Genomic DNA, 23,271 nt, shown 5'->3' with positions numbered 1-23,271 from the left:
ATGGATCTGTTGATTATATTGACCTATGTCGCCTTTGCGTGGGCCATATTTAAAATATTTCGCATTCCGGTAAACCAGTGGACGCTGGCGACAGCATCACTGGGGGGTATTTTCATTGTTGCCGGTCTTATTTTATTAATGAACTATAACCACCCGTATACCTTTACGGCGCAGAAAGCGGTTATTTCTATTCCGATTACGCCGCAGGTCACGGGCGTCGTGAGCGAAGTCACGGATAAAAATAATCAGCTCATTAAAAAAGGCGAAGTGTTATTTAAACTCGATCCGGGCAGGTACCAGGCGCGAGTAGACCGCCTGAAGGCCGATCTGGTAACGGCAACGCATAACATTGATGTTCTGAAAGCCCAGTTGTCTGAAGCACAGGCCAACACCACGCGGGTGTCCGCCGAGCGCGACCGACTGTTTAAAGACTACCAGCGTTATATAAAGGGTAGTCAGGCGAAGGTGAATCCGTTCTCTGAAAGCGATATTGATAACGCCCGACAGAATTATCTGGCGCAGGATGCGATGGTAAAAGGGTCGATTGCTGAGCAGACCCAGATCCAGAGCCAGTTAGACAGCATGTCTAATGGGGAGCAGTCGCAGATTGCCTCCCTGCGCGCCCAGCTGGCGGAAGCGACCTATAACCTCGATCAGACGATAGTGCGTGCGCCAAGCAACGGCTACATCACTCAGGTGCTGATTCGCCCGGGGACTTATGCTGCCGCTCTGCCGCTGCGTCCGGTGATGGTGTTCATTCCTGAGCAGAAACGGCAGATCGTGGCCCAGTTCCGCCAGAACTCGTTACTGCGTCTGAAACCGGGCGATGAAGCGGAAGTGGTGTTCAATGCCCTGCCAGGCCAGGTCTTCTCCGGTAAGCTTACTGGCATCCTGCCTGTGGTACCCGGCGGTTCTTATCAGGCTCAGGGTGCACTGCAGTCGTTAACGGTGATTCCGGGTACTGATGGTGTGCTTGGCACCATCGAGCTGGAGCCAAATGCCGATGTCGACGCGCTGCCTGACGGTATCTATGCCCAGGTGGCGGTGTACTCAGACCACTTCTCGCACGTGTCGGTGATGCGTAAAGTGCTGCTGCGCATGACCAGCTGGATGCACTACCTCTATCTCGATCATTAATCCTTTCTCAGGCAGGCATGCGCGACGCATGGCCTGCCTTTTTTTATTGCCTGGGCCATACTTACTTTTTTGTTGGCGTAAAGGAGCAGGCAATGAAACTTATCGGCAGTTATACCAGTCCCTTCGTGCGTAAAATCTCCGTTCTCCTGCTGGAGAAAGGCATCACCTTTGAATTTGTTAATGAACAACCTTACCAGGCCGAAAACGGCGTGGCGCAGTACAACCCGCTGGGCAAAGTTCCGGCGCTGGTCACCGATGACGGCGAATACTGGTTCGACTCCCCGATCATTGCCAGCTATATCGAGCTGCTGGACATTGCCCCGGCGATGGTGCCGCGTGACGGCAAAGCAGCGTTGATTGTTCGCCAGACGGAAGCGCTGGCGGACGGGATCATGGATGCCGCCCTCACTTCGGTACGCGAACAGGCCCGCCCGGCGGCACAGCAGTCAGAAACAGAACTGCTGCGCCAGCGCGAGAAAATCAGCCGCAGCCTGGACCGGTGCGAACAGTTGATCCGCGACGGTACACTCGCCACCGATAGCGTCAACCTGGCGACCATCGCCATTGCCTGCGCCATCGGCTACCTTAACTTCCGCCGCGTGTCGCCAGGCTGGTGCGTCGATCGTCCTTTACTGGTCAAGCTGGCCGAAACCCTGTTCCAGCGCGAAAGTTTTGCCCGCACCGAACCGCCAAAGGCTTGATGTCGTCGATAACACTTCCCCGAAGGACGCGGTACAATTACGCCTGACATTGACCCCCAACCGTCAGGCGCTTTCATGACTACTCAGAACACGCTCTACAGCCAACTTCCCGCGACCGATCGTCTGCTTCGCCACGCCCACATCATCCCGATTGTTGAACAGTTTGGTCATACCCGGACCGTCGATACCCTACGCCTGCTGCAGGATGAGGCGCGCGCCCATATCCGCACACAAAACGGCCTGCCGGCATGGTGCGATGACTGGGCACAGGAAGCGGAAAAACGTCTGACAGCGGGGGCGCCGCAGGGCCTGCGGCCGGTGATTAACCTGACGGGCACGGTGCTGCATACCAATCTGGGGCGGGCGCTGCTGGCAGAAGAGGCGGTGGAGGCGGTCACCCAGGCGATGCGCGCACCGGTGACGCTGGAATACGATCTCGACGGCGCCGGGCGCGGTCACCGCGATCGTGCCCTGGCGGCGATGCTGTGTCAGCTTACCGGCGCGGAAGATGCCTGCATTGTGAATAACAACGCGGCGGCGGTGCTGCTGATGCTGGCCGCCACGGCGAACGGGAAGGAAGTGGTGGTCTCCCGGGGAGAGCTGGTTGAGATTGGCGGCGCGTTTCGCATCCCGGATGTGATGACCCAGGCCGGGTGCAGGCTGCATGAAGTGGGCACCACCAACCGCACCCATGCCAGGGATTATCAGGCGGCCATCAATGAAAACACCGCCCTGCTGATGAAAGTGCATACCAGCAATTACCAGATTGAAGGGTTTACCCATGCGGTCGATGAGGCCGAACTGGCGCAGATTGGCCAGGCGATGAATGTCCCGGTGATTGCCGATCTGGGCAGCGGTTCGCTGGTCGATCTTAGCCAGTACGGCTTACCGAAAGAGCCGATGCCGCAGGCGCTGATTGCCGCCGGGGTTAGCCTGGTGAGCTTCTCGGGCGATAAATTACTGGGCGGGCCGCAGGCCGGGATTATCGTCGGCAAACGCGATCTTATTGCCAGATTGCAGCAGCACCCGCTGAAACGCACCCTGCGCGCGGATAAAATGACCCTCGCCGCGCTGGACGCCACCTTGCGGCTCTACCTCCATCCACAGACGTTAGCCGAAAAATTACCGACCCTGCGCCTGCTGAGCCGCGAGGCTGCTGACATCCAGCTTCAGGGCGAACGGCTGTTGGTGCAGGTGGCGCCGCATTACCCGGACTTTGAGGTGCGGGTTGAAGCCTGTCTGTCGCAGCCGGGAAGCGGCTCGCTGCCGGTGGATCGACTGCCCGGCGCGGCGTTGACCTTCACCCCGCGCGACGGGCGCGGCAGTCAGCTGGAGGCGCTGGCCCTGCGCTGGCGAACGCTGCCTGTACCGGTGCTCGGACGGATAAAAGACGGACGTCTGTGGCTGGACTTACGCTGTCTTGAAGATGAAGCACAGTTTCTGGAGATGTTGCTGAAATGATTATTGCCACTGCCGGGCACGTTGACCACGGCAAAACGACACTGCTGCAGGCGATCACTGGCGTGAATGCCGACCGTCTGCCGGAAGAGAAAAAACGCGGCATGACCATCGATCTCGGTTATGCCTACTGGCCCCAGCCGGATGGCCGGGTGCTGGGGTTTATCGATGTCCCCGGACACGAAAAATTTCTGTCCAACATGCTGGCGGGCGTGGGCGGCATCGATCACGCCCTGCTGGTGGTGGCCTGTGATGACGGAGTGATGGCGCAGACGCGTGAACATCTGCAGATCCTCCAGCTGACCGGCAATCCACAGCTGACGGTGGCGTTGACCAAGGCCGACCGCGTCGACGAGGCGCAGGTAGAGGCGGTGCGCGAGCAGGTGCAGGCTACCCTGCGGGAATACGGCTTTGCCGATGCCGACCTGTTTGTCACCGTCGCCACCGAAGGGCGCGGAATCGACGCGTTACGCGACCATCTGCAGCAGTTGCCTGCCCGCGCCCACGCCGATCACCAACGCTTTCGTCTGGCGATCGACCGGGCGTTTACCGTTAAAGGGGCCGGGCTGGTGGTGACCGGCACGGCGCGGTCAGGCGAAGTGCGCATTGGCGATAGCCTGTGGCTCACCGGGGTTAACAAACCGGTGCGAATTCGCGGGCTGCACGCCCAGAATCAGCCTGTCGACCAGGCGCAGGCCGGCCAGCGTATTGCCCTGAATCTGGTGGGCGATACCGAAAAAGCGCAGCTGAACCGCGGCGACTGGCTGCTGTCCGACGCCCCCCCGGAACCGGCCACGCGCCTGATTGTCGCTCTGCAGGGCGATGTGCCGCTGACCCAGTGGCAGCCGCTGCATATTCACCATGCGGCCAGCCATGTCACCGGCCGCGTCTCGCTGCTGGAGGGCGCGCTGGCGGAGCTGGTCTTTGACGCCCCGCTGTGGCTGGCCGATAACGACCGGCTGGTGCTGCGCGATATCTCTGCGCGGATCACCCTGGCCGGGGCGCGGGTGGTGACGCTCAATCCGCCACGCCGCGGCAAGCGTAAACCGGAATACCTGCACTGGCTGGCCACGCTGGCACAGGCGGGCGATGACCGGGAGGCGCTGCTGGCGCACCTGGAGCGCGGGGCGGTGGATCTGGATGCGTTCGGCTGGGCACGCCAGCTGAACGGGGAAGGGCTGCGGGCCCTGACGCAGCAGCCGTCGTTTATCCAGGCCGGAACGAGCCTGCTGAATATGGACGTTGCCGCCCGCTGGCAGCGTAAAATTCTCGACACCCTGGCGACCTATCATCAGCAGCATCAGGATGAGCCGGGCCCGGGGCGTGAGCGCCTACGGCGCATGGCGCTGCCAATGGAAGATGAAGCCCTGGTGCTGAGGCTGATCGAGCGGATGCGGGAGAGCGGCGACCTGCGCAGCTATCACGGCTGGCTGCACCTGCCGAATCACAAGGCGGGCTTTACCCCGGAGCAGCAGGCCATCTGGCAACAGGCCGAGCCGCTGTTTGGCGACGAGCCGTGGTGGGTGCGGGATTTAGCGCGCGAAACCGCGACTGAAGAAGGCACGATGCGGCAGGTGCTGCGCCATGCAGCGCAGCAGGGGCTGATTACCGCGATCGTCAAGGATCGCTATTACCGTAACGATCGGATCGTGATTTTTGCCAACCTGATCCGTGCGCTGGATCAGGAGCGTGGCTCGACCTGTGCGGCAGACTTTCGCGACCGTCTCAACGTCGGGCGCAAGCTGGCGATACAGATCCTCGAGTATTTCAACCGCATCGGCTTTACCCGTCGCCGGGGTAACGATCACCTGCTGCGCGACGCGCTGCTGTTTGCCGGGGACTAGGCTTTTTCCCGGGCAAGTTTTTGCTTCGCCAGCCAGACTGCGCCCAACCTGCCCGCCTGGTTACCCAGCTGACAGGGCAGGATGGGCACCTGCAGCGCGTCCCACTCCTCGAAGGTTTGCAGATGCTTATCGAGCAGGCGATAGATTTTCTCCTGCTCACTGATGCCGCCGCCAATCAACACCACCTGCGGGTCGAACATCGAGATCACGCTGTAGATTCCGCGGGCAAGAAACAGCGCCCACTGTTCGACGGCTTCGCGCAGGTGCAGATCGTTCTCCATGCGCACAAACAGCTCTTCGCCTGTCGGCATCTCCTCTTCTGAGACCGCCAGCGCCCGACGGCAGGCCTCCATCAGCCCTTTGGCCGAGGCGACGACGTGCATCCCTTCGCCGTTGTTGCCGACCGGGATGACCCCGAACTCCCCGGCCCGGTGATGTGCACCGCGCCAGAGATCGCCCTCGACCACGATACCGCCGCCGATCCCGGTACCGACCGTGATACAGACAAAATTCTCGTACTCGCGCCCTGCACCGCACCAGCGTTCGCCCAGCGCGGCGCAACTGGCGTCATTATCGACAACAGTGGGCAGGTCGGTCAGCTCAGAGAACAGCGCGTACAGATTGACGTTATCAAGGTACTCCAGCGCCCCGGCCCTGGCCGCGTCGCCGGTATGGGTATTGATGTGGCCCGGGATGCTCACTCCGATCGCCGCAATCTCATGCTCCTGCTGATACGCTTCCACCACCTCGCGCCACTGCTGTTTGAAAGTATCTTCATCGTCCGGCGTATCAAATTGATCGGTGGTCAGTTCGTTGCCGTCTTCGTCAATCACGCCATGTTTAATGTGGGTTCCACCCACGTCAAAGCCGATAAAAAGCCGCATTTATCCTTACCTCCCCGGTTTGTGCGCTTTAAGTATGGCTCAGGGCGGAAAACGAAACGTAAAGTAAGGTAATGCGTGAAGAGGCTCGCAAAGCCGAGGACAACTGGCTGAATTTTCACCGCCCCGGTCTACCCTTGTAGGACACACACGCAAGGAGACAGTCATGACGAATAACCCTCCATCAGCACGTATCCTGCCCGGCGAATATGGTTTTCCCCTCAAGCTAAAAGCCCGTTATGACAACTTTATCGGCGGCGATTGGGTAGCCCCCGTCGACGGCGACTATTACCAGAATTTAACCCCGGTGACCGGCCTGCCGCTGTGCGAGATTGCCAGCTCCGGGACCCGCGATATTGACCTGGCGCTGGATGCCGCCCACAAGATCAAAGAGAAATGGGCGCACACCTCGGTGCAGGATCGCGCGGCAATCCTGTTTAAAATCGCCGATCGGATGGAGCAGAACCTGGAGCTGCTGGCGACGGCAGAGACCTGGGACAACGGGAAGCCGATCCGCGAGACGATGGCGGCGGACGTGCCGCTGGCAATTGACCATTTCCGCTATTTTGCCTCGTGCATTCGTGCCCAGGAAGGCGGCATCAGTGAAGTGGATAACGACACCGTGGCGTATCACTTCCAGGAGCCACTGGGCGTGGTCGGGCAGATTATTCCATGGAACTTCCCGCTGCTGATGGCCGCCTGGAAAATGGCCCCCGCGCTGGCCGCCGGTAACTGTGTGGTGCTCAAACCGGCGCGCTTAACCCCACTGTCGGTGCTGCTGCTGATGGAAGTGGTGGGCGATCTGCTCCCGCCGGGAGTGGTGAACGTGGTGAACGGTGCCGGGGGTGAAATCGGCGAATATCTGGCGACCTCAAAACGGATCGCCAAAGTGGCGTTTACCGGCTCCACCGAAGTGGGCCAGCAGATCATGCAGTACGCCACCCAGAACATCATTCCGGTAACGCTGGAGTTGGGCGGCAAATCGCCGAACATCTTCTTTGCCGATGTGATGGATGAAGAGGACGCTTTCTTCGATAAAGCGCTGGAAGGGTTTGCCCTCTTTGCCTTTAACCAGGGCGAAGTCTGTACCTGTCCAAGCCGCGCGCTGGTGCAGGAGTCCATCTACGAACGCTTTATGGAGCGCGCAATCCGCCGCGTGGAGTCCATCCGCAGCGGCAATCCGCTGGACAGCGTCACCCAGATGGGCGCCCAGGTATCGCACGGCCAGCTGGAGACTATCCTCAACTATATCGATATCGGTAAGAAAGAGGGGGCAGAAATCTTAACCGGCGGGCGGCGTAAGCGGCTGGACGGGGAGCTAAAAGAGGGGTACTACCTCGAGCCGACTATCCTGTCGGGTAAAAACAACATGCGCGTCTTCCAGGAGGAGATTTTCGGCCCGGTGCTGGCGGTGACCACCTTCAAAACCATGGAAGAGGCGCTGGAGCTGGCGAACGACACGCAGTATGGGCTGGGGGCGGGCGTCTGGAGCCGCAACGGCAATCTGGCGTACAAGATGGGACGCGGGATCCAGGCGGGGCGCGTGTGGACCAACTGCTATCATGCCTATCCAGCGCATGCCGCGTTTGGCGGCTACAAGCAGTCGGGCATCGGGCGTGAAACCCACAAGATGATGCTCAACCACTATCAGCAGACCAAATGCCTGCTGGTGAGCTACTCCGACAAACCGCTCGGCCTGTTCTAATCGCCCGGAGCAGGTCGCCCGAGGGTGGCCTGCTCAATTTGACTGCGCAGATGATTCAGCACCCCATCAAGGACAAACTGTACGCGCCACGGCTGATACTCCCGTTTACGGAAAATCGCCACCAGATCCAGCCACCACTCTTCCTGATGGGAAAAGCAGGGGACCAGCGCGCCCTGGTTAATCTCTTTTTGCAGGCTCTCTTTCGGGGCAAAGACGATCCCCAGATGATTACGGGCCAACTCCAGCGCCGTCTGGGTGTTGTCGCAGATATAATTCCCTGAGACTTTATAATCCAGAATCTGCTCCCCGTTGTGTGAACGAAAACGCCAGATATTGGCATCGTCGATGATCATCGAGTCGATAAGAATACAGGAGTGATTTATTAAATCATCCGGGTGACTAATCGGGTGCTTATTAATATATTCCGGCGAGGCAAACGCCGTAACAGAATATTTTGTTAAGGTGCTGGCGACCAGACTTTCATCTTTTGGCTGCGCATAAGTAATTAAAATATCGCAATCGTCGGGGAATGTGACCCCTTCGAAAAATTCATTGGCAGTCAGATTATAGGTTTTCAAACTAATACTGATCTCGCCGATGTCGTCTATTTTATGCACCACCTGGCGGGCCAGATAGGTGATGATCCCCGTTGGGCCATAAATCGTGACTTTTCCGCGCTTTTCATGCTTGTAATCGCCAATGAAATTAATCAGTTGGCTATTTTTCTCCAGCGAGGCGTTGATATAAGGTAGCAACGCTTCGCCAAACTGCGTCAACGCCAGATGGCGGGTGGTACGCTCAAAGACCTTCAGGCCAACGCGCGTTTCAAAATCAGACAGATATTTGCTTACATTCGCCTGCGCCATCCCCAGCAGGGCGGCGGCATCACCAATGCTGTGCGTGGCGGCAATGACGGAAACAATTTTTAATTCACGCGGTTTAATTTGCAGCTTGTTCATTGCGCACGCTCATCTATATGATTTTATATATAATATTATACAAATAACCGCGTTGCATTGCGAATTTTGTAACCATTATTATGCGCCGGGTCGTATGACATTTAATGGATTGCAAAAATAATGACGTTTAAAAAGAATGTACTCATCGCCGCCGCGTTATTTACGGCGACTTCCGCAATGGCCGGGGACTTTTCAGTTGGCGCGGGTGCCGTGTTTAATGAATCACCGTACAAAGGTTATAACGAGAATGTTTCTGCTGTTCCGTTAATTAGCTACGAAGGTGAGCATTTCTATGTGCGTCAGACCACCGCCGGGTGGGTGGTGTGGAAAGATGCAAAAAACGAATTCAGCCTGACGGCCTCCTGGATGCCGCTGCATTTTGACCCGGAAGACAATGACGACGCGGCCATGAGCCAGCTGGACGAGCGTAAATCGTCAGCCATGCTCGGGGGCGCATACTACCGCCACGAAAGCTGGGGTAGCCTGAAATTTGCCGTTGCCGCTGATGCAATGGATGAGAGCGGTGGCGTGGCGGGTGAGCTGTCTTACTTCCGTCCCATCCGTATGGAACGCCTGACCCTGACCCCGTCGGTGGGCGTGCTCTTCTACGATGCAAGCTTCAACGATTATTACTATGGCGTGTCGGCTCAGGAGTCCCGCCGCAGCGGCCTGCGGCAGTACAGCGCAGACGAAAGCGTCACCCCTTACGTGGGCGTGGCGGCAAAGTATCAGCTGACACAGAACCTGTACCTCAACGCCAGCGCGGTCTATACCGTGCTGCCTGACGAAGTGAAGAACAGCCCGATGATCGACCGTGACGACAGCTTCGCGCTGATGACCGGTCTCTCCTGGACATTCTGAGCCACTAAAAAAGAGGTCCTCAGGGACGAGGGCCGCCTCTGTTAACCCGGGCGGCGCTGCCCATACCTGGCCTGAATGGCGGGGGTATGTCCAGCGTCGCCCGGTATCCTTTTTAGGCTTTCGCCTCATCGATCCAGATCCGCATCTCCCCTTCACCGCGGTTTGCCCAGCTAAACCACGGGATAAAGGTCAGGGTCTGCGACTGCTGCAGAGTTGGGGCGCGATCGTACTGCCACAGCGGCTGATGCCCGGTCTCGGCCACCTGTCGGCGGTTACCCTCGGCCTGAATCAGCATCTTGTGGGCAAAAATGCCTTTGCCTTCAAAGACCTTAAAGTCGCTGTCAGCGGGCAGGGTCAGGTTATGCAACCCGGTGCCGTTATCGGCTTCCTCCAGACAATAGACCAGCGGCCCGCGCTGAATCGCGACTTTTCCCGCCTGCTGGCGCACCAGCGGATTACCGTACGCCCGACGCACCGGCATCGGCAGGGTGAGTGCCAGGGTATCGCCCTCCTGCCAGCGGCGAGTCAGGTACAGATAGCCCTGACGCACGTCGCCGCTCACCGTTTCGCCATTTAGCGTCAGGTGCGGTGTGTCGCACCAGTCCGGCAGACGCAGGGCCAGGGTATGATCGATGGCGACCGGCGACGTGATGTCAATTTTCACCTGCTCCTGCCACGGGTAATTTCCGCTGATCCGCAGCTGCAGCTCCTGCTCGCCAACCGGGAAGGCCATGCTGTTGCCGATATAGAGGTTGATAAACAGTGCGTCCTCGCGGGCGGTATAGATGTAGTGGCCTATCGAGGTTAGCACCCGGGCGATATTCGGCGGACAGCAGGCGCAGCCGAACCAGCGCTGGCGCACCGGCTTAACGTGATCGTAGATATGGTTAAATTTCAGCGTCTTCGGGTGCACTTCCAGCGGATTAACGTAGAAGAAATGCTTCCCGTCCAGCGCCATCCCGCCGAGCACGGTGTTGAACAGCGCGCGCTCCATCACGTCGGCGTACTGGCTGTTGGCTTCCATCTCCAGCATGCGGCGGGCAAACATCATCAGGCCGATGGAGGCGCAGCTTTCGGCATACACGGTATCGTTCGGCAGATCGTAATCGCTGCTGAAGGCTTCGCCGCTGCTCTGGGAGCCGATCCCGCCGGTGATATACAGCTGGCGCTGGGCCATGTTATCCCACAGGCGCAGGCAGTCCTGGCGTTTGCCTTCATCCTGGCTCAGGCGGGCGAGGTGCGCGACGCCGGTCATCAGGTAGACGAAGCGCACCGCGTGGCCGATTGCCGTCGGCTGTTCCGCCAGCGGCTGATGCGCCTGGCTATAGGCTTTATCCTGCACCATCCACGCCGGGCCGTAGGTGTTCCAGTGGGAGGTCTTGCCGCGTTTTTCATATTCGATATCGTAGAAGTGCGGCTGCGTTCCGCGCTCCTCGACGAAGTATTTCACCAGCGCCAGATAGCGGGGCTCCTGCGTGACATCAAACAGGCGCATCAGCGCCAGCTCGATTTCCGGGTGGCCGGGATAGCCATGCAGCTGCTGCTCACCCGGCCCAAAAACGCTGTCGATATGGTCGGCCAGCGTGCAGACCACCTCCAGCAGACGCCGTTTGCCGGTGCCCTGGAAGTACGCCACGCCCGCTTCAATCATGTGCCCGGCGCAGTAGAGCTCATGGCATTCCGCCAGGTTCGTCCAGCGCTCGCCAGGGGCTTTGACCGTGAAGTAAGTATTCAGATAACCATCGTCGCACTGGGCGGCGGCCACCAGCTCAATCACCTCGTCGGCGGTTTTTTCCAGTTCGGCATCGGGTTTCTGGCACAGGGACCAGGCCACCGCCTCCAGCCATTTTGCTACGTCGCTATCCTGAAAGACCATCCCGTAGAATTCGCCGCTCTCCAGTCCCGCTGCAATGCGGAAGTTGGTGATGGCGTGGCTCGGCTCGGCCTCGGCGATGCGGTCGTTCAGGGCATCCCACTGATAGGGGATCACTACATCGCGCACCAGCTGTTGATAGTGGCCCAAAAACGGGTCGCTGATTTTCAGTTTATGCAGGTCGGGTTCCATTATGAACATCGTATTCTCCTCAGGACTGAGCGTGACGCTGGCGCAGGTCGGTGGCAATGCGCGCCATCATCGGGTTATTGAGTCTGCATTTGCGAATGGCAATCGCCAGCAGCAGATGGAAAAGGGCAGGAAGCAGGGTTTCCATGGTGGTGATGCCCTGCAGCGAGGCGGCCGTCTGGTTGCCTGCGCCCGGCTGGTAGGCGACAAAAATGAACACCACGCTGATGATCCCGGCGCTGGAGGCCCACGCCAGCTTGATGAAAAACAGGTTAAAGGCGAAGTTCATTCCCGAGGAGCGCACGCCGGTTTTCCACTCGCCGTAGTCATCGGCAAAGGCCATCAACGAGAAGTGCAGCGGCAGGGTAAAGCCGAGGATCACCCCGTTGGCCAGAATTACCACCAGCCACAGCGTTTGATTCGCCGGGCCGCTCGGCAGGAACCACATGCCCGCTGCCAGCACCGCCAGCACCAGGTTGGTGTAGTAGTAGAGTTTGACGGCATCGTGACGGCGCGACAGCAGGTTAACCACCACCGCGCCAAGAATGGAGGCAAAGGTCACCATAGTGAAAAACAGCGAGGTGTAAGCGGTACTGCCTTCCAGCACGTAAGTGATGAAATACATATAGCCGCCGCCGCGAATGTTAAAGACGTTGATCAGCAGGAACGACATCACCAGCATCAGCAGCAGCTGGTCGTTGTTGCGCAGCCCGCCCAGGTGCTCTTTAAGGGTGAATTTACCCATCAGCGCCAGCGGCACGCGCTCGCGGACCCAGAAGAAGCAGCACAGGAACATCACCACCGCAATGGCGCAGAGCACCCCGACCCCCAGCTGATAGCCCTGCGCCACGTCGCCCTGCCCGAGCGCCGACACCAGCCACGGCAAGCCGACGGAGACCAGGAACCCGGCCACGCCGCACAGTACAAAACGCCAGGACTGACAGGAGAGCACTTCGCTGTGGCGGGTGGTCATGGTGTTGATCAGCGCGCAGTAAGGCACGTTGATGGCGGTATAGCCTACCGAGAGCAGCAGATAGGTGCCGAAGGCCCAGGCGATTTTTACCCCCATACCGGCGTCCGGTACGGTGAAGGTCAGCACGCCAATAATGCCAATTGGCACGGCGACCCACAGCTGCCACGGACGAAAGCGTCCCCAGCGGCTTTGGGTGCGGTCGGCAATGATCCCCATCACCGGGTCGGAGATGGCATCGAACACGCGCAGGGCGATAAACAGCGTGCCGACCAGCGCCGGGGTTAAACCAAAGATATCGGTATAGAAAAAGGTCAGGAAGTTCATGATCAGACAGGTAATCACCGTCCCGCCAGCATCCCCCAGGCCGTAGCCTATTTTTTCTCGCACCGTCAGGCGGTCGTCGACGGCCTGCTGAGCAATGTCTGTCTGCGTAATCGGAGTGGAAGTCATGAGGTAACTCCTCGGTTATTGAATTTTTTTATGTTGTTTTGTCGGGTACCTGATTCATTCTGCACCGATTTCCGGCCGCAACAAGGGAAGGGAAAAGTATAAAAAGGTGAGGATTCCGACCTGGTGCGCAAAATGTGATTTCGATCGGGACGAATGCCAATTACCTGTTAATAATCAGTAATAAGGCGAATTTAATGCGGCATAAATAGCGAGAAAATGAATGACCACGCTCGAATTATCCATAACGCTTCCGATTAAGGTCCAGAATGGCGGCTATTTTATCTCCCGGGGCGTGGGACGGCATCCGGCGCGCAAGCTGGACTCCTGGGAAGTGATCCTGGTCGAAAAGGGGACATTAACGATTCAGGAGGATGGGACGGTTTTCGAGGTGCATCCCGGTGAGAGTTTGTTGCTGTGGCCCGATCGTCGGCACCGGGGGATTGAGGATTTCCCGGCCGATCTACGCTTTTACTGGCTGCACTTCGAGACGCAGGAGCAGGCGATGACGCCGCCCTTCAGTACGCTGCTGGCCGTGCCACAGCACGGAAAAAGCCAGGATCCGCAGGCGATGATTACACTGTTTCGCCAGTTTCTGACTGAACAGGAAAAGCTGCAGCGCAGCCCGGCGCTGGAGTTAATCCTGCTGCTGATCCTGCAGCAAATCACCCTCACTGCCGGACAGGCGCTGCCGCCGGATGAAGCGGGGGTGAGCCTCGCCTGGAAGGCGCGGCAGCGCATCAGCACCCACTTTCACCTGCCGCTCTCGACCTCGCAGCTGGCAAAAGAGCTGCACTGCAATGCGGATTATCTCGGACGCGTGTTTCGTCGGGTGTTTAATTTAACCCTGACCGAGGCGATCCACCGCCAGCGAGTCAGAGCCGCTGAAAAACTGCTGCTCACCGATGCCGCCTCGCTGAAAGAGGTGGCCATCCGCTGCGGCTTTAGCGATGCGGGCTATTTTCGCCAGATCTTTCGCAAGCATACGGGGCTAACGCCCGGGGTGTGGAAACGCCGCTACTGCAAGGAGCACATTAACTCCGCCTGAGGCCTGGGCAGACGGCCAGTTTTCCCGGCAGGCAGTACAAATCTGGCTTTTTCCCATGTCGGATCAAAGCGCGTTACCTGGACACTCTGGCAACCTGACTTTTTCAGCAAGGAGGGAGCAGGCGATGAACCCGTTTATTGTGGCAGACCCGGCAAAATGTATTGGCTGTCGCACCTGTGAAGTGGCCTGCGTGGTATCGCATCAGGACGATCAGGATTGTTCGGCCGTGACGGCCAGAAATTTTACTTCCCGCATTCGGGTGATGAAAGGCGGGACCTTTACTACGGCGGTCACCTGCCATCAGTGTGAAGATGCCCCGTGCGCCAACGTCTGCCCAACTCAGGCGATTCAGCGTCAGGCGGGGATCTGGCTGGTGGATCAGTCGCGCTGTATCGGCTGTAAAAGCTGCATGATCGCCTGTCCGTTTGGCGCAATGCAGGTGACAGGCGAGGGGGAGGAGGTGCAGGCGCTGAAATGCAACCGCTGTTGGCACCGCGAAGGTGGGCCTGCCTGTGTGGCGGCGTGCCCAACCTACGCGCTCACCTGCGTTGATCCCGCCCGAATTCGCGCAGACCGGCTGCGCTTTCGGGCATAACAGGTTACTGACCGTTCTCCTGCCAGGCGCGTTCCACCTCTTCGGCAAGGATCTTCACACCGGCTTCGATTTTGTCCGGGTCCGGAACGTAGTTCATGCGCATGCACTGATGGGTGTGCGGCCACGGCTTATCCAGCCCCGGGAAGAAGTAATCCCCCGGCACCATCAGCACGCCGCGCTTTTTCAGACGCTGGTACAGCAGCTCGGTGGTGATTGGCAGATCTTTAAACCATAGCCAGAGGAAAATTGCCCCTTCAGGTTTGTGGATTAAGCAGCGATTTTCCGGTAAGTAGCGGCGAATCGTTGCAATCGTCTCCTGAACACGCTGGAAATAGAATGGTTTAATCACCTCATTCGACAGGCGCAGCAGATCGTTGCGCTTAATCATCTCGCACATCATGGCCGGGCCAATGCCGCCAGGCGACAGGCTGATAATGCCGTTCATGTTGGTGATGGCGGTGATGATTTTTTCATTGGCAATGATGATCCCGCAGCGGCTGCCCGGCAGTCCAAGCTTGGACAGGCTCATGCACAGCACGATGTTCGGGTTCCACAGCGGTCGCGCTTCGCTAAAGATGATGCCCGGGAACGGCACGCCGTAGGCGTTATCAATGACCAGCGGAATGCCGTGCTGATTTGCCAGCGCATCCAGCTTCATCAGCTCTTCGTCGGTGATGACGTTGCCGGTGGGGTTGGTCGGTCGCGAGACGCAAATCATGCCGGTCTCTTCGCCAATATGCAGATGTTCAAAATCGACGTGATATTTGAACTGCCCCTCGGGCAGTAGCTCGATGTTCGGGCGCGCCGAGACGAAAAGATCCTCCTCGAGGCCGGAGTCGGCATAGCCGATGTACTCAGGCGTGAGCGGGAACAGCACCTTTTTGCTGGTACCGTCGGCGCATCGCCCGGCGAAGAGGTTAAATAAGTAGAAAAACGCGCTCTGGCTGCCGTTAGTCAGTGCAATATTCTGTGGCTCAATCTCCCAGCCCAGGTTGTCGCGCAACATGCCTGCCAGGGCAGTGAGGAGCTCGGTTTTACCCTGGGGGCCGTCGTAATTGCACAGCGCATCCGCGGCTTTGCCGTTTTCCAGCATGTCCGCGAGGAGCGCCTGGAAATAATCGTTCATCTCAGGAATTTGTGCCGGGTTACCGCCACCGAGCATAATTGCACCTGGTGTGCGCAGCCCGTCGTTGAGATCCTCCATCAGGCGGGTAATGCCTGAATGGCGGGTGAATTTGTCGCCGAAAAGTGAAAAGGTCATAGCAGGTGATCTATAGGGCTTGTTCTAAGTGTGGCTCACCTTAACGCTACAACTGCGCAGGTGCAAATCGGAGCGGAAGCAGGAAATTGTTGTTTTCTGTTGTGGAATGTCAAATGGGTAGAGGATTGTGCTGTTTTTGCTGGCCCTCATCCCGATGAGAGAGGGCCGCTGTGTGTCAGGCAGACGCTACGGATTCCCCGCCCAGACCACCATCACCTTATCGCCCTTGTGCTCACGGACAAAACCGTAGCCCTGAGCCATCGTCAGCGTAGTCTGCTTCCCTTCACCTACCGCCGGATGGCGGGCGCGGAACTGCCCGAGCCGCTGCCAGTGGGCGACGGTCTGCGCCTGGGCCCCGCTCACCTCCTGCCAGTTCATCTCTGAGCGTGTTCCCTGCAGCGGATCTGACCCGGTCGGACCAAACGGCCGCGCCGATTCATCGCCATAGAAAATCTGTACTGAACCCGGTGCCAGCAGAAGCAGCTCTGCCGCCCGCTGGTCGCCTTCGCGGAACAGACGCGTATCGTGAGAGGAGAGGTAGCTCAGAACGTTAAAGTCCTGCAGCTTTTCCGCCATCTGCTGCCAGGTCAGATCGATGTTCGCCAGGCAATCCACCGCTTTGGCCGCCTGCTCCTGATAGTCAAAGTTGATCATCGCATCGAAGCCGTGGCGGTAGTAGTCGCTCTGCATCACGCCGTGGCCCCAGGCCTCACCGGTCATCCAGAACGGGGCATCATCCAGCTTTTTATCCGGGTTCGCCTGTTTCCACGCCTTGAGCGCCTCACTGGCCTGCGCTTTCAGCTGCTGCCAGCCCGCCATTTCGACATGTTTGGCGGTATCGACGCGAAAACCGTCGATCCCATACTCCCGTACCCACTGACTCAGCCAGTGGGTGAGATAGTCCCGCGGGGTGTCACCGTCGATCGCCTGCGCGCGGGTGTCCGGTTTATGGCGATAGAAGTTCGGCAGGCCGGACGGGGTAGTGGATTCGGTTTTCAGATCCGGCAGGAACGCCAGCGACATGGTCAGGTCGTCAAAGCCGGGATTGTCGTAATCACCAATATCGGTGCGGATCCACGGCTTGCCCCACCATTTTTCCCAGGCGGCTTTATCGCTGAAGTTAATGTAGTCGTTGAAGCTGTGCCAGCTTTGCCCGGCGGCGGGCTTCCAGTCGGTCCAGCGGTCGCCCAGCGTCTTCTTCAGTTCATCCCCTTTAAGGTAGAGCGCACCAAACTGATACGTCTGCATATCCGCCAGCGTGGCGTAGCCGGTGTGGTTCATCACCACGTCAAACAGGATGCGGATGCCCCGGCGATGGGCTTCGTCCACCAGCTGGCGTAAATCGTCTTCGGTGCCCATGTTGGCATCGAGTCGGGTCCAGTCCTGAGTGTAATAGCCGTGATAGGCGTAATGCGGGAAGTCACCCTTCGTACCGCCGCCGACCCAGCCGTGGATCTGTTCCAGCGGGGAGCTGATCCACAGGGCGTTAACGCCAAGCTGCTGCAGGTAATCCAGCTTGCCGGTGAGCCCTTTCAGGTCGCCGCCGTGGAAGGTGCCAATCTCCTGCATTCCGTCTTTATGCCGCCCGTAGCTGTTGTCATTGGCCGGATCGCCATTCACGTAGCGGTCGGTCAGCACAAAATAGACGGTGGCGTTTTGCCAGCTGAAGGGGGCGGCTTTATCGGTTTCTGCCCGCTCCAGTAACAGCAGGCCATTGCTGCCCTCGGCAGGCTGCAGGGTGATTTTGCCCTGCTGCACGGTGGCGGTCTGTTGGCTGTAAAAATCACGGACTACGCTCCCTTCCGGGAAGGTGCTGGCGACCTCAATGGTGAGCGGTTTACCGTCCCATTTCGGGCACTGGCGAACCACGTTGCTCACCGCCTGCTCGGCTGCGGATTTAAGGGTCAGCATCAGAGTCGGCGTGCCGGAACGGGTATCGATCCGGGCCTGGTAATCCCCGTCGCGGAAGACGCGCCAGGACGCCGGATCGCCTTCACACGGCTTGAGTGACAGCATCTCATTGAGTTTTATGGCATCTAAGGGCTGCCAGCACGTCTTGTCAAGATTCAGGGTGAGCGGGTGAGTACCCTTCGTGAGCTTTGCCTGCGCCGTAAACACCCCGGAACCTTCGGCAGTAAAAGATGGAAAACCCGGGGCTGACCAGTCGGCGCTGGCCATGGCGGGTAAGAGGAGAAGAGCGAGAGCAGAGCGTTTCATTCCATTTTCCTGTCACGGCGTTTTGTTCAGTTTGCCATCACCTTTACGCTGCTGACTCCTCCCCAGGCGATAACGCGCAGGGATGAGCCCAGAGGGTGAGTGATCGCGCGCTAAGTATGCTATTTAACTGCGATATTGCGCACATTTCAGTGAAAATGACGCGTAAGTGAACAAAGACCAGGTGACAGGCTTTCGGATTTGGACTATTTCTTTGAGTGCTCTTCTCGACTATTTTTGCTAGGATCTGAGATTCACTTCTCATTTTGCGAATAAAATAAGGTGTTGGAATGCTTCAATCCGACCAGGAGATCTAATGATATCGAATCCCATACGACGATATGGGGCTGCGATACTCATGTTACTCACCATGGCTATTTCTGGTGAGGTGCTTGCAAAGACGCACGAAAAAACAGCGAGTTCAAAAGTCCCGGTAGTAAAGACGATTGTTACAACCAAGGTAAGCAGTAAACAAGAGTATTCTCGCAATAGTGTAAAGAGTAGTCCACTTCCTGATTTGCGAAAATACCCTTCCGGAACACCGCGAAAAAAAGCGTTTCTTCGGACGGTAATGCCTTATATCAACAGTCAAAATGCTGCGATTACCGCGGATCGTAACTGGCTTATCTCTAAGCAGTACGACAGCCGCTGGTCGCCTTCCGAGCGCACGCGCCTGAAAGCGATCGCCAAAAGCTATAAAGTGAGCTGGTCTGGCAACACGCGTCGTGTTCCGTGGAACACCTTGCTTGAGCGTGTGGATATCATCCCAGGTAGTATGGTTGCGACCATGGCCGCCGCCGAGAGCGGTTGGGGTACCTCTAAGCTGGCCCGTAACAACAACAACCTGTTCGGCATGAAATGCGTGAAAGGGCGTTGTAATAACGAACCCGGCAAGGTGAAAGGCTATTCCAACTTTGAATCGGTCAAAGATTCAGTGAATGCCTACGCGGTGAATCTGAACACTCACCCGGCGTATAAGTCATTCCGTAAGTCCCGTGCGCAGCTGCGTAAAGCGGACCAGGAAGTGACGGCGAGCACCATGATCCACAAGCTGAAAGGTTACTCAACCCAGGGTCAGAGCTATAACAATTATCTGTTTGCGATGTATCAGGATAACCAGCGCTTGATCGCCTCGCATATGTAATGGCTAAAAAAATGCCTTCCATCCGGAAGGCATTTTTGTTTGTGAAACCGATTTTTTAAATCAGCACTTCACTGTAGCGGTCGCGATACTCTTTCGGCGTATTGTCATACTCTTTTTTGAACACCGAATAGAAATACTGCAGCGACGGATAGCCGCACATCTGCGAAATTTCATTGATGGAAAGCGACGTGGAGATCAGCAGGCTGCGGGCTTTTTCCAGCTTCTCCGCGTGAATCATCGCGTGAATCGTCTCTCCCACCTCTTCTTTAAAGCGCTTCTCCAGATTTGAGCGCGAGATCCCGACCGCATCCAGCACCTGATCCACTTTGATGCCTTTGCAGGCGTGGTTACGGATGTAGTGCATCGCCTGAATCACCGCCGGATCGTTCAACGAGCGGTAGTCCGTTGAGCGCCGCTCCACGACGCGCACCGGCGGCACCAGCAAGCGTTGCAGAGGCAGGTTTTCATTATCCAGCAGACGATGCAGCAGCTTGGCGGCCTGATAGCCCATCTGACGCGTGCCCTGCGCCACGGACGACAGCGCCACCCGCGACAGGTAGCGCGTGAGCTCTTCGTTATCGATCCCAATCACGCACAGCTTTTCAGGCACCGGGATGTGCAGATGTTCGCATACCTGCAGCACATGGCGGGCCCGGGCGTCGGTCACGGCGATAATCCCGGTTTGCGGCGGCAGGGTTTGCAGCCAGTCGGCGAGACGGTTCTGGGCGTGCTGCCAGTTCTCCGGTGCCGTTTCCAGACCCTGATACACCACGCCGCGATATTTCTCCCTGGCCACCAGCTGGCAAAACGCATACTCGCGTTCCGCCGCCCAGCATTTGCCGCTGGAGGAGGGCAGGCCATAAAAGGCGAAGCGGTGAACCCCTTTTTCCTTCAGATGCAGGAACGCGCTTTCGACCAGCGCGTGGTTGTCGGTGGCGATATAGTGGACGGCTGGGTAATTTTCCGGCTTGTGATAAGAGCCGCCGACGCCGACGATGGGCACGCCGACATCGACCAGCAGCTGCTGGATCACGGCGTCGTCAAAATCGGCAATGACGCCGTCGCCCAGCCAGTCTTTGATGTTTTCGAGACGCGTGCGGAAATCTTCTTCAATGAAGATGTCCCACTCCGATTGCGACGCCTGTAAATATTCGCCAACGCCTTCCACCACCTGGCGGTCGTACGCTTTATTGGCATTAAATAACAACGTAATGCGGTGACGCTTCTCAAACATGACGCTCTTTTCCCAAAGTCAGTGATCGGCGATAGCAATGTCCTTATGCCCGCCGTTTGGTTGCGGAATCCATCCAGACCGCCAGCAACAGAATGGCACCCTTAACGATATACTGCCAGAACGTCGGGACGTCCATCATACTCATTCCGTTATCCAGCGAGGCCATGATAAATGCGCCCATCACTGCCCCTGCGACGCTCCCGATCCCCCCGGCGAGGCTGGTGCCGCCAATGACGCAGGCCGCGATGGCGTCGAGTTCCGCAATGTTCCCGGCAGACGGCGAGCCCGCCCCCAGACGTGAGCTTAAGATAAGCCCGGCGACGGCGACCATCAGGCCATTAATGGCAAACACGGCGAGCTTGGTGCGTTCAACGTTAATGCCTGACAAACGTGCCGCTTCGAGGTTGCCGCCAATTGCATAGATGCGGCGACCAAAGGCGGTACGGGTAGCCATAAACATTCCGCCCAGCATCAGCAACACCAGCAGCAGCACCGGCGTCGGTACGCCGCGATAGTCGTTCAGCAGCCAGATTGCGCCGAGCACAATCACCGCCGTCAGCGCCTGACGTCCGACGGCAGACGTGGAAGGGGCGTTGGCTAAACCTAACGACTGACGGCGCATTCTGCCGCGCCACTGCCAGGCAACAAAGGCCATCAGGCCGATGGCGCCCAGGCTAAACCCGATCCCGTCAGAGAGATAGCTTTGGCCAATCTGCGACATTGAGGCGCTGGTAGGCGACACGGTGGTGCCGTTAGTGATGCCAATCAGAATACCGCGGAAGGCCAGCATTCCCGCCAGGGTGACGATAAACGACGGTACCTTGCGATAGGCGACCCACCAGCCGTTCCAGGTGCCGAGCAGTAAACCCAGCAGCAAGGTGACGACCACGGTGAGCGGCAGTGGCCAGCCTAGCCAGACGTCGAAAATGGCCGCCACGCCGCCCAGCAGCCCCATCATCGAGCCCACGGAGAGATCGATTTCTGCCGAGATGATCACGAATACCATCCCGACGGCCAGAATGCCGGTGATGGCGGTCTGACGCAGCAGGTTAGAGATGTTACGCGCGCTGAGATAGGAGCCGTCGGTCATCCAGGTGAAAAACAGCATAATCACCACAATCGCGGCAATCATCACAAATACCTGCAGATTCAGGGCTTTTAGCCCCGAAAATATGCCCGGTGTAGGCACCGCGACTTTGACTTCAGATGGATTGCTCTTCGACATGGCGTTCGCTCCTTAATGCGGCTTCCATCACCTGTTCCTGCGTCAGGTTCTGGTTGTTCAGGTTGGCTTTCAGTTTCCCTTCATGCATCACCAGCACGCGGTCGCTCAGACCCAGCACCTCAGGCAGTTCCGACGAAATCACGATGACGGCAATACCCTGCTGCACCAGCTGGTTGATAAGCTTATAGATTTCGTACTTCGCGCCGATATCGATCCCCCGGGTGGGTTCGTCGAGGATTAAAATGCGCGGATTGAGCAGCAGGCAGCGGGCAAGGATCGCCTTCTGCTGATTGCCCCCGCTCAGACGACCAATTGCCAGCTCGGGGGAAGACGTTTTGACCTTCAGGCGCTGTATGGACTGAAGAATGCAGTGCTGTTCGGCGGCGTCATCCATGCTGCTGAGCTTGCCGGTGAATTGATCCAGTGCGGCAAGGGTGATGTTTTTACCCACCGCCATCACCGGCACGATGCCGTCTTTTTTGCGATCTTCTGGCACCATCGCAATGCCGTGAGCAATCGCCTGCTGGCAGTTTTTAATGTCGACCTGCTGCCCGTCAATATAGACGCTGCCTTCCCAGCGTCCGGGCCAGACGCCGAACAGACACTGGACGGCCTCGGTGCGTCCGGCCCCTACCAGCCCCGCGACGCCGAGAATTTCTCCCCGATGCAGGGAGAAGGAGATGTCATTCACCCGCTTGATGTGGCGATTTACCGGGTGCCATGCGGTGAGGTGTTCGACGCGCAGGATCTCTTCCCCCAGGGTATGCGGCTCATTGGGATACAGCGCGGTCAGCTCGCGACCGACCATCATGGTGATGATGTCGTCTTCGCTCATCCCCTGCGCCTCACGGGTGCCGATATGCTGCCCGTCGCGAATAACGCAGACCGTGTCTGAAATCGCCTTCACTTCATTAAGCTTGTGGGAGATATAAATGCAGGCAATCCCGTGGTTTTGCAGGTCACGAATGATGTCCAGCAATATCGCGGTTTCCTGTTCAGTCAGCGAGGCGGTGGGTTCATCGAGGATCAGCAGCCGCACCTGCTTGTTAAGCGCTTTCGCAATTTCGACCAGCTGCTGCTGACCCAGACCGAGGTCACCCACCCGGGTGTCGGGGGAGATCGCCAGGCTCACCTGCGCCAGCAGCTTTTCACAGCGCAACGTCATGGTGTCGTAATCCAGGATGCCGTGACGGGTTATCTCGGCACCGAGGAAAATATTCTCCAGCACGGTCAGGTGCTTCACCAGCGCCAGCTCCTGGTGAATGATGGCGATGCCTTTGCGCTCGGTATCACGGATATGGGTGGCCTGCAGGATTTCGCCGGAAAAGATAATGTCGCCGTCATAGCTGCCGTGGGGATAAATGCCGCACAGCACCTTCATTAAAGTGGATTTACCCGAGCCATTTTCGCCACACAGCGACACGATCTCACCGGGATTGACGCGCAGGCTGACGTTATCGACAGCCTTCACCGCACCGAACGCTTTGGTGATACTTTTCATTTCAAGTAAATAAGACATAAC

18 protein-coding genes are annotated in these 23,271 nt (G+C 58.0%); 9 read left to right on the top strand and 9 right to left on the bottom strand.

The features are described 5' to 3' along the window. The 4 genes from M8014_RS13540 to selB all read left to right on the top strand — a co-directional run bounded on the left by M8014_RS13540 (position 1) and on the right by selB (position 5,140). Positions 1–1,137, top strand: coding sequence for an HlyD family secretion protein (locus M8014_RS13540; protein WP_271282944.1), 1,137 nt, complete (start codon positions 1–3; stop codon positions 1,135–1,137). Between the two features lie 92 nt (positions 1,138–1,229). Further along, positions 1,230–1,838: a glutathione S-transferase gene (locus M8014_RS13535; protein WP_271282943.1), complete on the top strand. Its 609-nt coding sequence runs from the start codon at positions 1,230–1,232 to the stop codon at positions 1,836–1,838. Positions 1,839–1,913: 75 nt separating this feature from the next. After that, positions 1,914–3,299 carry an L-seryl-tRNA(Sec) selenium transferase gene (gene selA / locus M8014_RS13530; protein ID WP_271282942.1) on the top strand — a complete coding sequence of 462 codons (1,386 nt, stop codon included), beginning with the start codon at positions 1,914–1,916 and terminating at the stop codon, positions 3,297–3,299. Then, positions 3,296–5,140 (top strand): selenocysteine-specific translation elongation factor, encoded by a 1,845-nt coding sequence (gene selB / locus M8014_RS13525; protein WP_271282941.1) that lies wholly within the window; start codon positions 3,296–3,298, stop codon positions 5,138–5,140. Before selA ends, selB begins: the two co-directional genes overlap by 4 nt. On the opposite strand, the gene M8014_RS13520 is transcribed toward selB, so the two are convergent. Continuing rightward, entirely contained in the window at positions 5,137–6,024 is an 888-nt protein-coding gene (locus M8014_RS13520) for an ROK family protein (protein WP_271282940.1), read from the bottom strand. The two genes, selB and M8014_RS13520, sit on opposite strands and share 4 nt — an antisense overlap. A gap of 163 nt (positions 6,025–6,187) precedes the next feature. On the opposite strand from M8014_RS13520, the gene aldB reads away from it, so the two are divergent. Further along, the gene (aldB, locus tag M8014_RS13515) at positions 6,188–7,726 is read left to right on the top strand and encodes an aldehyde dehydrogenase AldB (RefSeq protein ID WP_271282939.1); all 1,539 of its coding nucleotides are present in this window, start codon (positions 6,188–6,190) and stop codon (positions 7,724–7,726) included. Here aldB and M8014_RS13510 read toward each other — a convergent pair. Continuing rightward, entirely contained in the window at positions 7,723–8,685 is a 963-nt protein-coding gene (locus M8014_RS13510) for a LysR family transcriptional regulator (RefSeq protein WP_271282938.1), read from the bottom strand. The two genes, aldB and M8014_RS13510, sit on opposite strands and share 4 nt — an antisense overlap. A gap of 120 nt (positions 8,686–8,805) precedes the next feature. Here M8014_RS13510 and M8014_RS13505 point away from each other — a divergent pair, with 120 nt between their 5' ends. Next, the gene (locus tag M8014_RS13505; RefSeq protein ID WP_271282937.1) at positions 8,806–9,546 is read left to right on the top strand and encodes a MipA/OmpV family protein; all 741 of its coding nucleotides are present in this window, start codon (positions 8,806–8,808) and stop codon (positions 9,544–9,546) included. 112 nt (positions 9,547–9,658) lie between these two features. On the opposite strand, the gene M8014_RS13500 is transcribed toward M8014_RS13505, so the two are convergent. Next, positions 9,659–11,620 carry a glycoside hydrolase family 127 protein gene (locus M8014_RS13500; protein ID WP_271282936.1) on the bottom strand — a complete coding sequence of 654 codons (1,962 nt, stop codon included), beginning with the start codon at positions 11,618–11,620 and terminating at the stop codon, positions 9,659–9,661. Between the two features lie 10 nt (positions 11,621–11,630). After that, positions 11,631–13,031, bottom strand: coding sequence for an MFS transporter (locus M8014_RS13495; RefSeq protein WP_271282935.1), 1,401 nt, complete (start codon positions 13,029–13,031; stop codon positions 11,631–11,633). 220 nt (positions 13,032–13,251) lie between these two features. On the opposite strand from M8014_RS13495, the gene M8014_RS13490 reads away from it, so the two are divergent. Beyond that, entirely contained in the window at positions 13,252–14,076 is an 825-nt protein-coding gene (locus tag M8014_RS13490; protein WP_271282934.1) for an AraC family transcriptional regulator, read from the top strand. Positions 14,077–14,200: 124 nt separating this feature from the next. Then, a complete protein-coding gene (locus M8014_RS13485; protein ID WP_271282933.1) occupies positions 14,201–14,671 on the top strand; it encodes a 4Fe-4S binding protein in 471 nt (156 codons plus the stop codon). 4 nt (positions 14,672–14,675) lie between these two features. On the opposite strand, the gene avtA is transcribed toward M8014_RS13485, so the two are convergent. Together avtA and M8014_RS13475 are read right to left on the bottom strand one after the other, a co-directional pair. Beyond that, the gene (gene avtA / locus M8014_RS13480) at positions 14,676–15,932 is read right to left on the bottom strand and encodes a valine--pyruvate transaminase (RefSeq protein ID WP_271282932.1); all 1,257 of its coding nucleotides are present in this window, start codon (positions 15,930–15,932) and stop codon (positions 14,676–14,678) included. A gap of 186 nt (positions 15,933–16,118) precedes the next feature. Then, positions 16,119–18,149, bottom strand: coding sequence for an alpha-amylase (locus M8014_RS13475; RefSeq protein WP_271282931.1), 2,031 nt, complete (start codon positions 18,147–18,149; stop codon positions 16,119–16,121). Positions 18,150–18,462: 313 nt separating this feature from the next. Between M8014_RS13475 and M8014_RS13470 the strand changes: the two genes are divergently transcribed. Further along, positions 18,463–19,290 carry a protein bax gene (locus M8014_RS13470; RefSeq protein WP_271282930.1) on the top strand — a complete coding sequence of 276 codons (828 nt, stop codon included), beginning with the start codon at positions 18,463–18,465 and terminating at the stop codon, positions 19,288–19,290. A 55-nt stretch (positions 19,291–19,345) separates the two neighbouring features. Here the strand turns inward: M8014_RS13470 and xylR are convergent, their stop codons facing one another. The 3 genes from xylR to M8014_RS13455 are packed head-to-tail and all read right to left on the bottom strand — an operon-like array spanning position 19,346 to position 23,268. Continuing rightward, a complete protein-coding gene (gene xylR / locus M8014_RS13465; protein WP_271282929.1) occupies positions 19,346–20,524 on the bottom strand; it encodes a D-xylose utilization transcriptional activator XylR in 1,179 nt (392 codons plus the stop codon). Between the two features lie 43 nt (positions 20,525–20,567). Then, on the bottom strand, positions 20,568–21,749 hold the full coding sequence (gene xylH, locus M8014_RS13460; protein ID WP_271282928.1) for a xylose ABC transporter permease XylH: 1,182 nt from the start codon (positions 21,747–21,749) through the stop codon (positions 20,568–20,570). Beyond that, positions 21,727–23,268, bottom strand: coding sequence for a xylose ABC transporter ATP-binding protein (locus tag M8014_RS13455; protein ID WP_271282927.1), 1,542 nt, complete (start codon positions 23,266–23,268; stop codon positions 21,727–21,729). Before M8014_RS13455 ends, xylH begins: the two co-directional genes overlap by 23 nt. Positions 23,269–23,271: the final 3 nt, after the last annotated feature.

The organism is Silvania hatchlandensis, from assembly GCF_025564065.1.
Lineage (GTDB): Bacteria > Pseudomonadota > Gammaproteobacteria > Enterobacterales > Enterobacteriaceae > Enterobacter > Enterobacter hatchlandensis.
The sequence above is the reverse complement of the archived record's forward strand: the minus strand, read 5'-3'. Positions and strand labels throughout refer to the sequence as shown.

Coding starts and splice junctions, on each gene's coding strand:
- avtA (WP_271282932.1), bottom strand. CDS start 15,932: ATGACCTTTTCACTTTTCGGCGACAAATTCACCCGCCATTCAGGCATT.
- M8014_RS13485 (WP_271282933.1), top strand. CDS start 14,201: ATGAACCCGTTTATTGTGGCAGACCCGGCAAAATGTATTGGCTGTCGC.
- M8014_RS13475 (WP_271282931.1), bottom strand. CDS start 18,149: ATGAAACGCTCTGCTCTCGCTCTTCTCCTCTTACCCGCCATGGCCAGC.
- M8014_RS13540 (WP_271282944.1), top strand. CDS start 1: ATGGATCTGTTGATTATATTGACCTATGTCGCCTTTGCGTGGGCCATA.
- M8014_RS13520 (WP_271282940.1), bottom strand. CDS start 6,024: ATGCGGCTTTTTATCGGCTTTGACGTGGGTGGAACCCACATTAAACAT.
- M8014_RS13490 (WP_271282934.1), top strand. CDS start 13,252: ATGACCACGCTCGAATTATCCATAACGCTTCCGATTAAGGTCCAGAAT.
- M8014_RS13505 (WP_271282937.1), top strand. CDS start 8,806: ATGACGTTTAAAAAGAATGTACTCATCGCCGCCGCGTTATTTACGGCG.
- M8014_RS13455 (WP_271282927.1), bottom strand. CDS start 23,268: ATGTCTTATTTACTTGAAATGAAAAGTATCACCAAAGCGTTCGGTGCG.
- M8014_RS13500 (WP_271282936.1), bottom strand. CDS start 11,620: ATGTTCATAATGGAACCCGACCTGCATAAACTGAAAATCAGCGACCCG.
- xylH (WP_271282928.1), bottom strand. CDS start 21,749: ATGTCGAAGAGCAATCCATCTGAAGTCAAAGTCGCGGTGCCTACACCG.
- selA (WP_271282942.1), top strand. CDS start 1,914: ATGACTACTCAGAACACGCTCTACAGCCAACTTCCCGCGACCGATCGT.
- selB (WP_271282941.1), top strand. CDS start 3,296: ATGATTATTGCCACTGCCGGGCACGTTGACCACGGCAAAACGACACTG.
- aldB (WP_271282939.1), top strand. CDS start 6,188: ATGACGAATAACCCTCCATCAGCACGTATCCTGCCCGGCGAATATGGT.
- M8014_RS13470 (WP_271282930.1), top strand. CDS start 18,463: ATGATATCGAATCCCATACGACGATATGGGGCTGCGATACTCATGTTA.
- M8014_RS13510 (WP_271282938.1), bottom strand. CDS start 8,685: ATGAACAAGCTGCAAATTAAACCGCGTGAATTAAAAATTGTTTCCGTC.
- M8014_RS13535 (WP_271282943.1), top strand. CDS start 1,230: ATGAAACTTATCGGCAGTTATACCAGTCCCTTCGTGCGTAAAATCTCC.
- M8014_RS13495 (WP_271282935.1), bottom strand. CDS start 13,031: ATGACTTCCACTCCGATTACGCAGACAGACATTGCTCAGCAGGCCGTC.
- xylR (WP_271282929.1), bottom strand. CDS start 20,524: ATGTTTGAGAAGCGTCACCGCATTACGTTGTTATTTAATGCCAATAAA.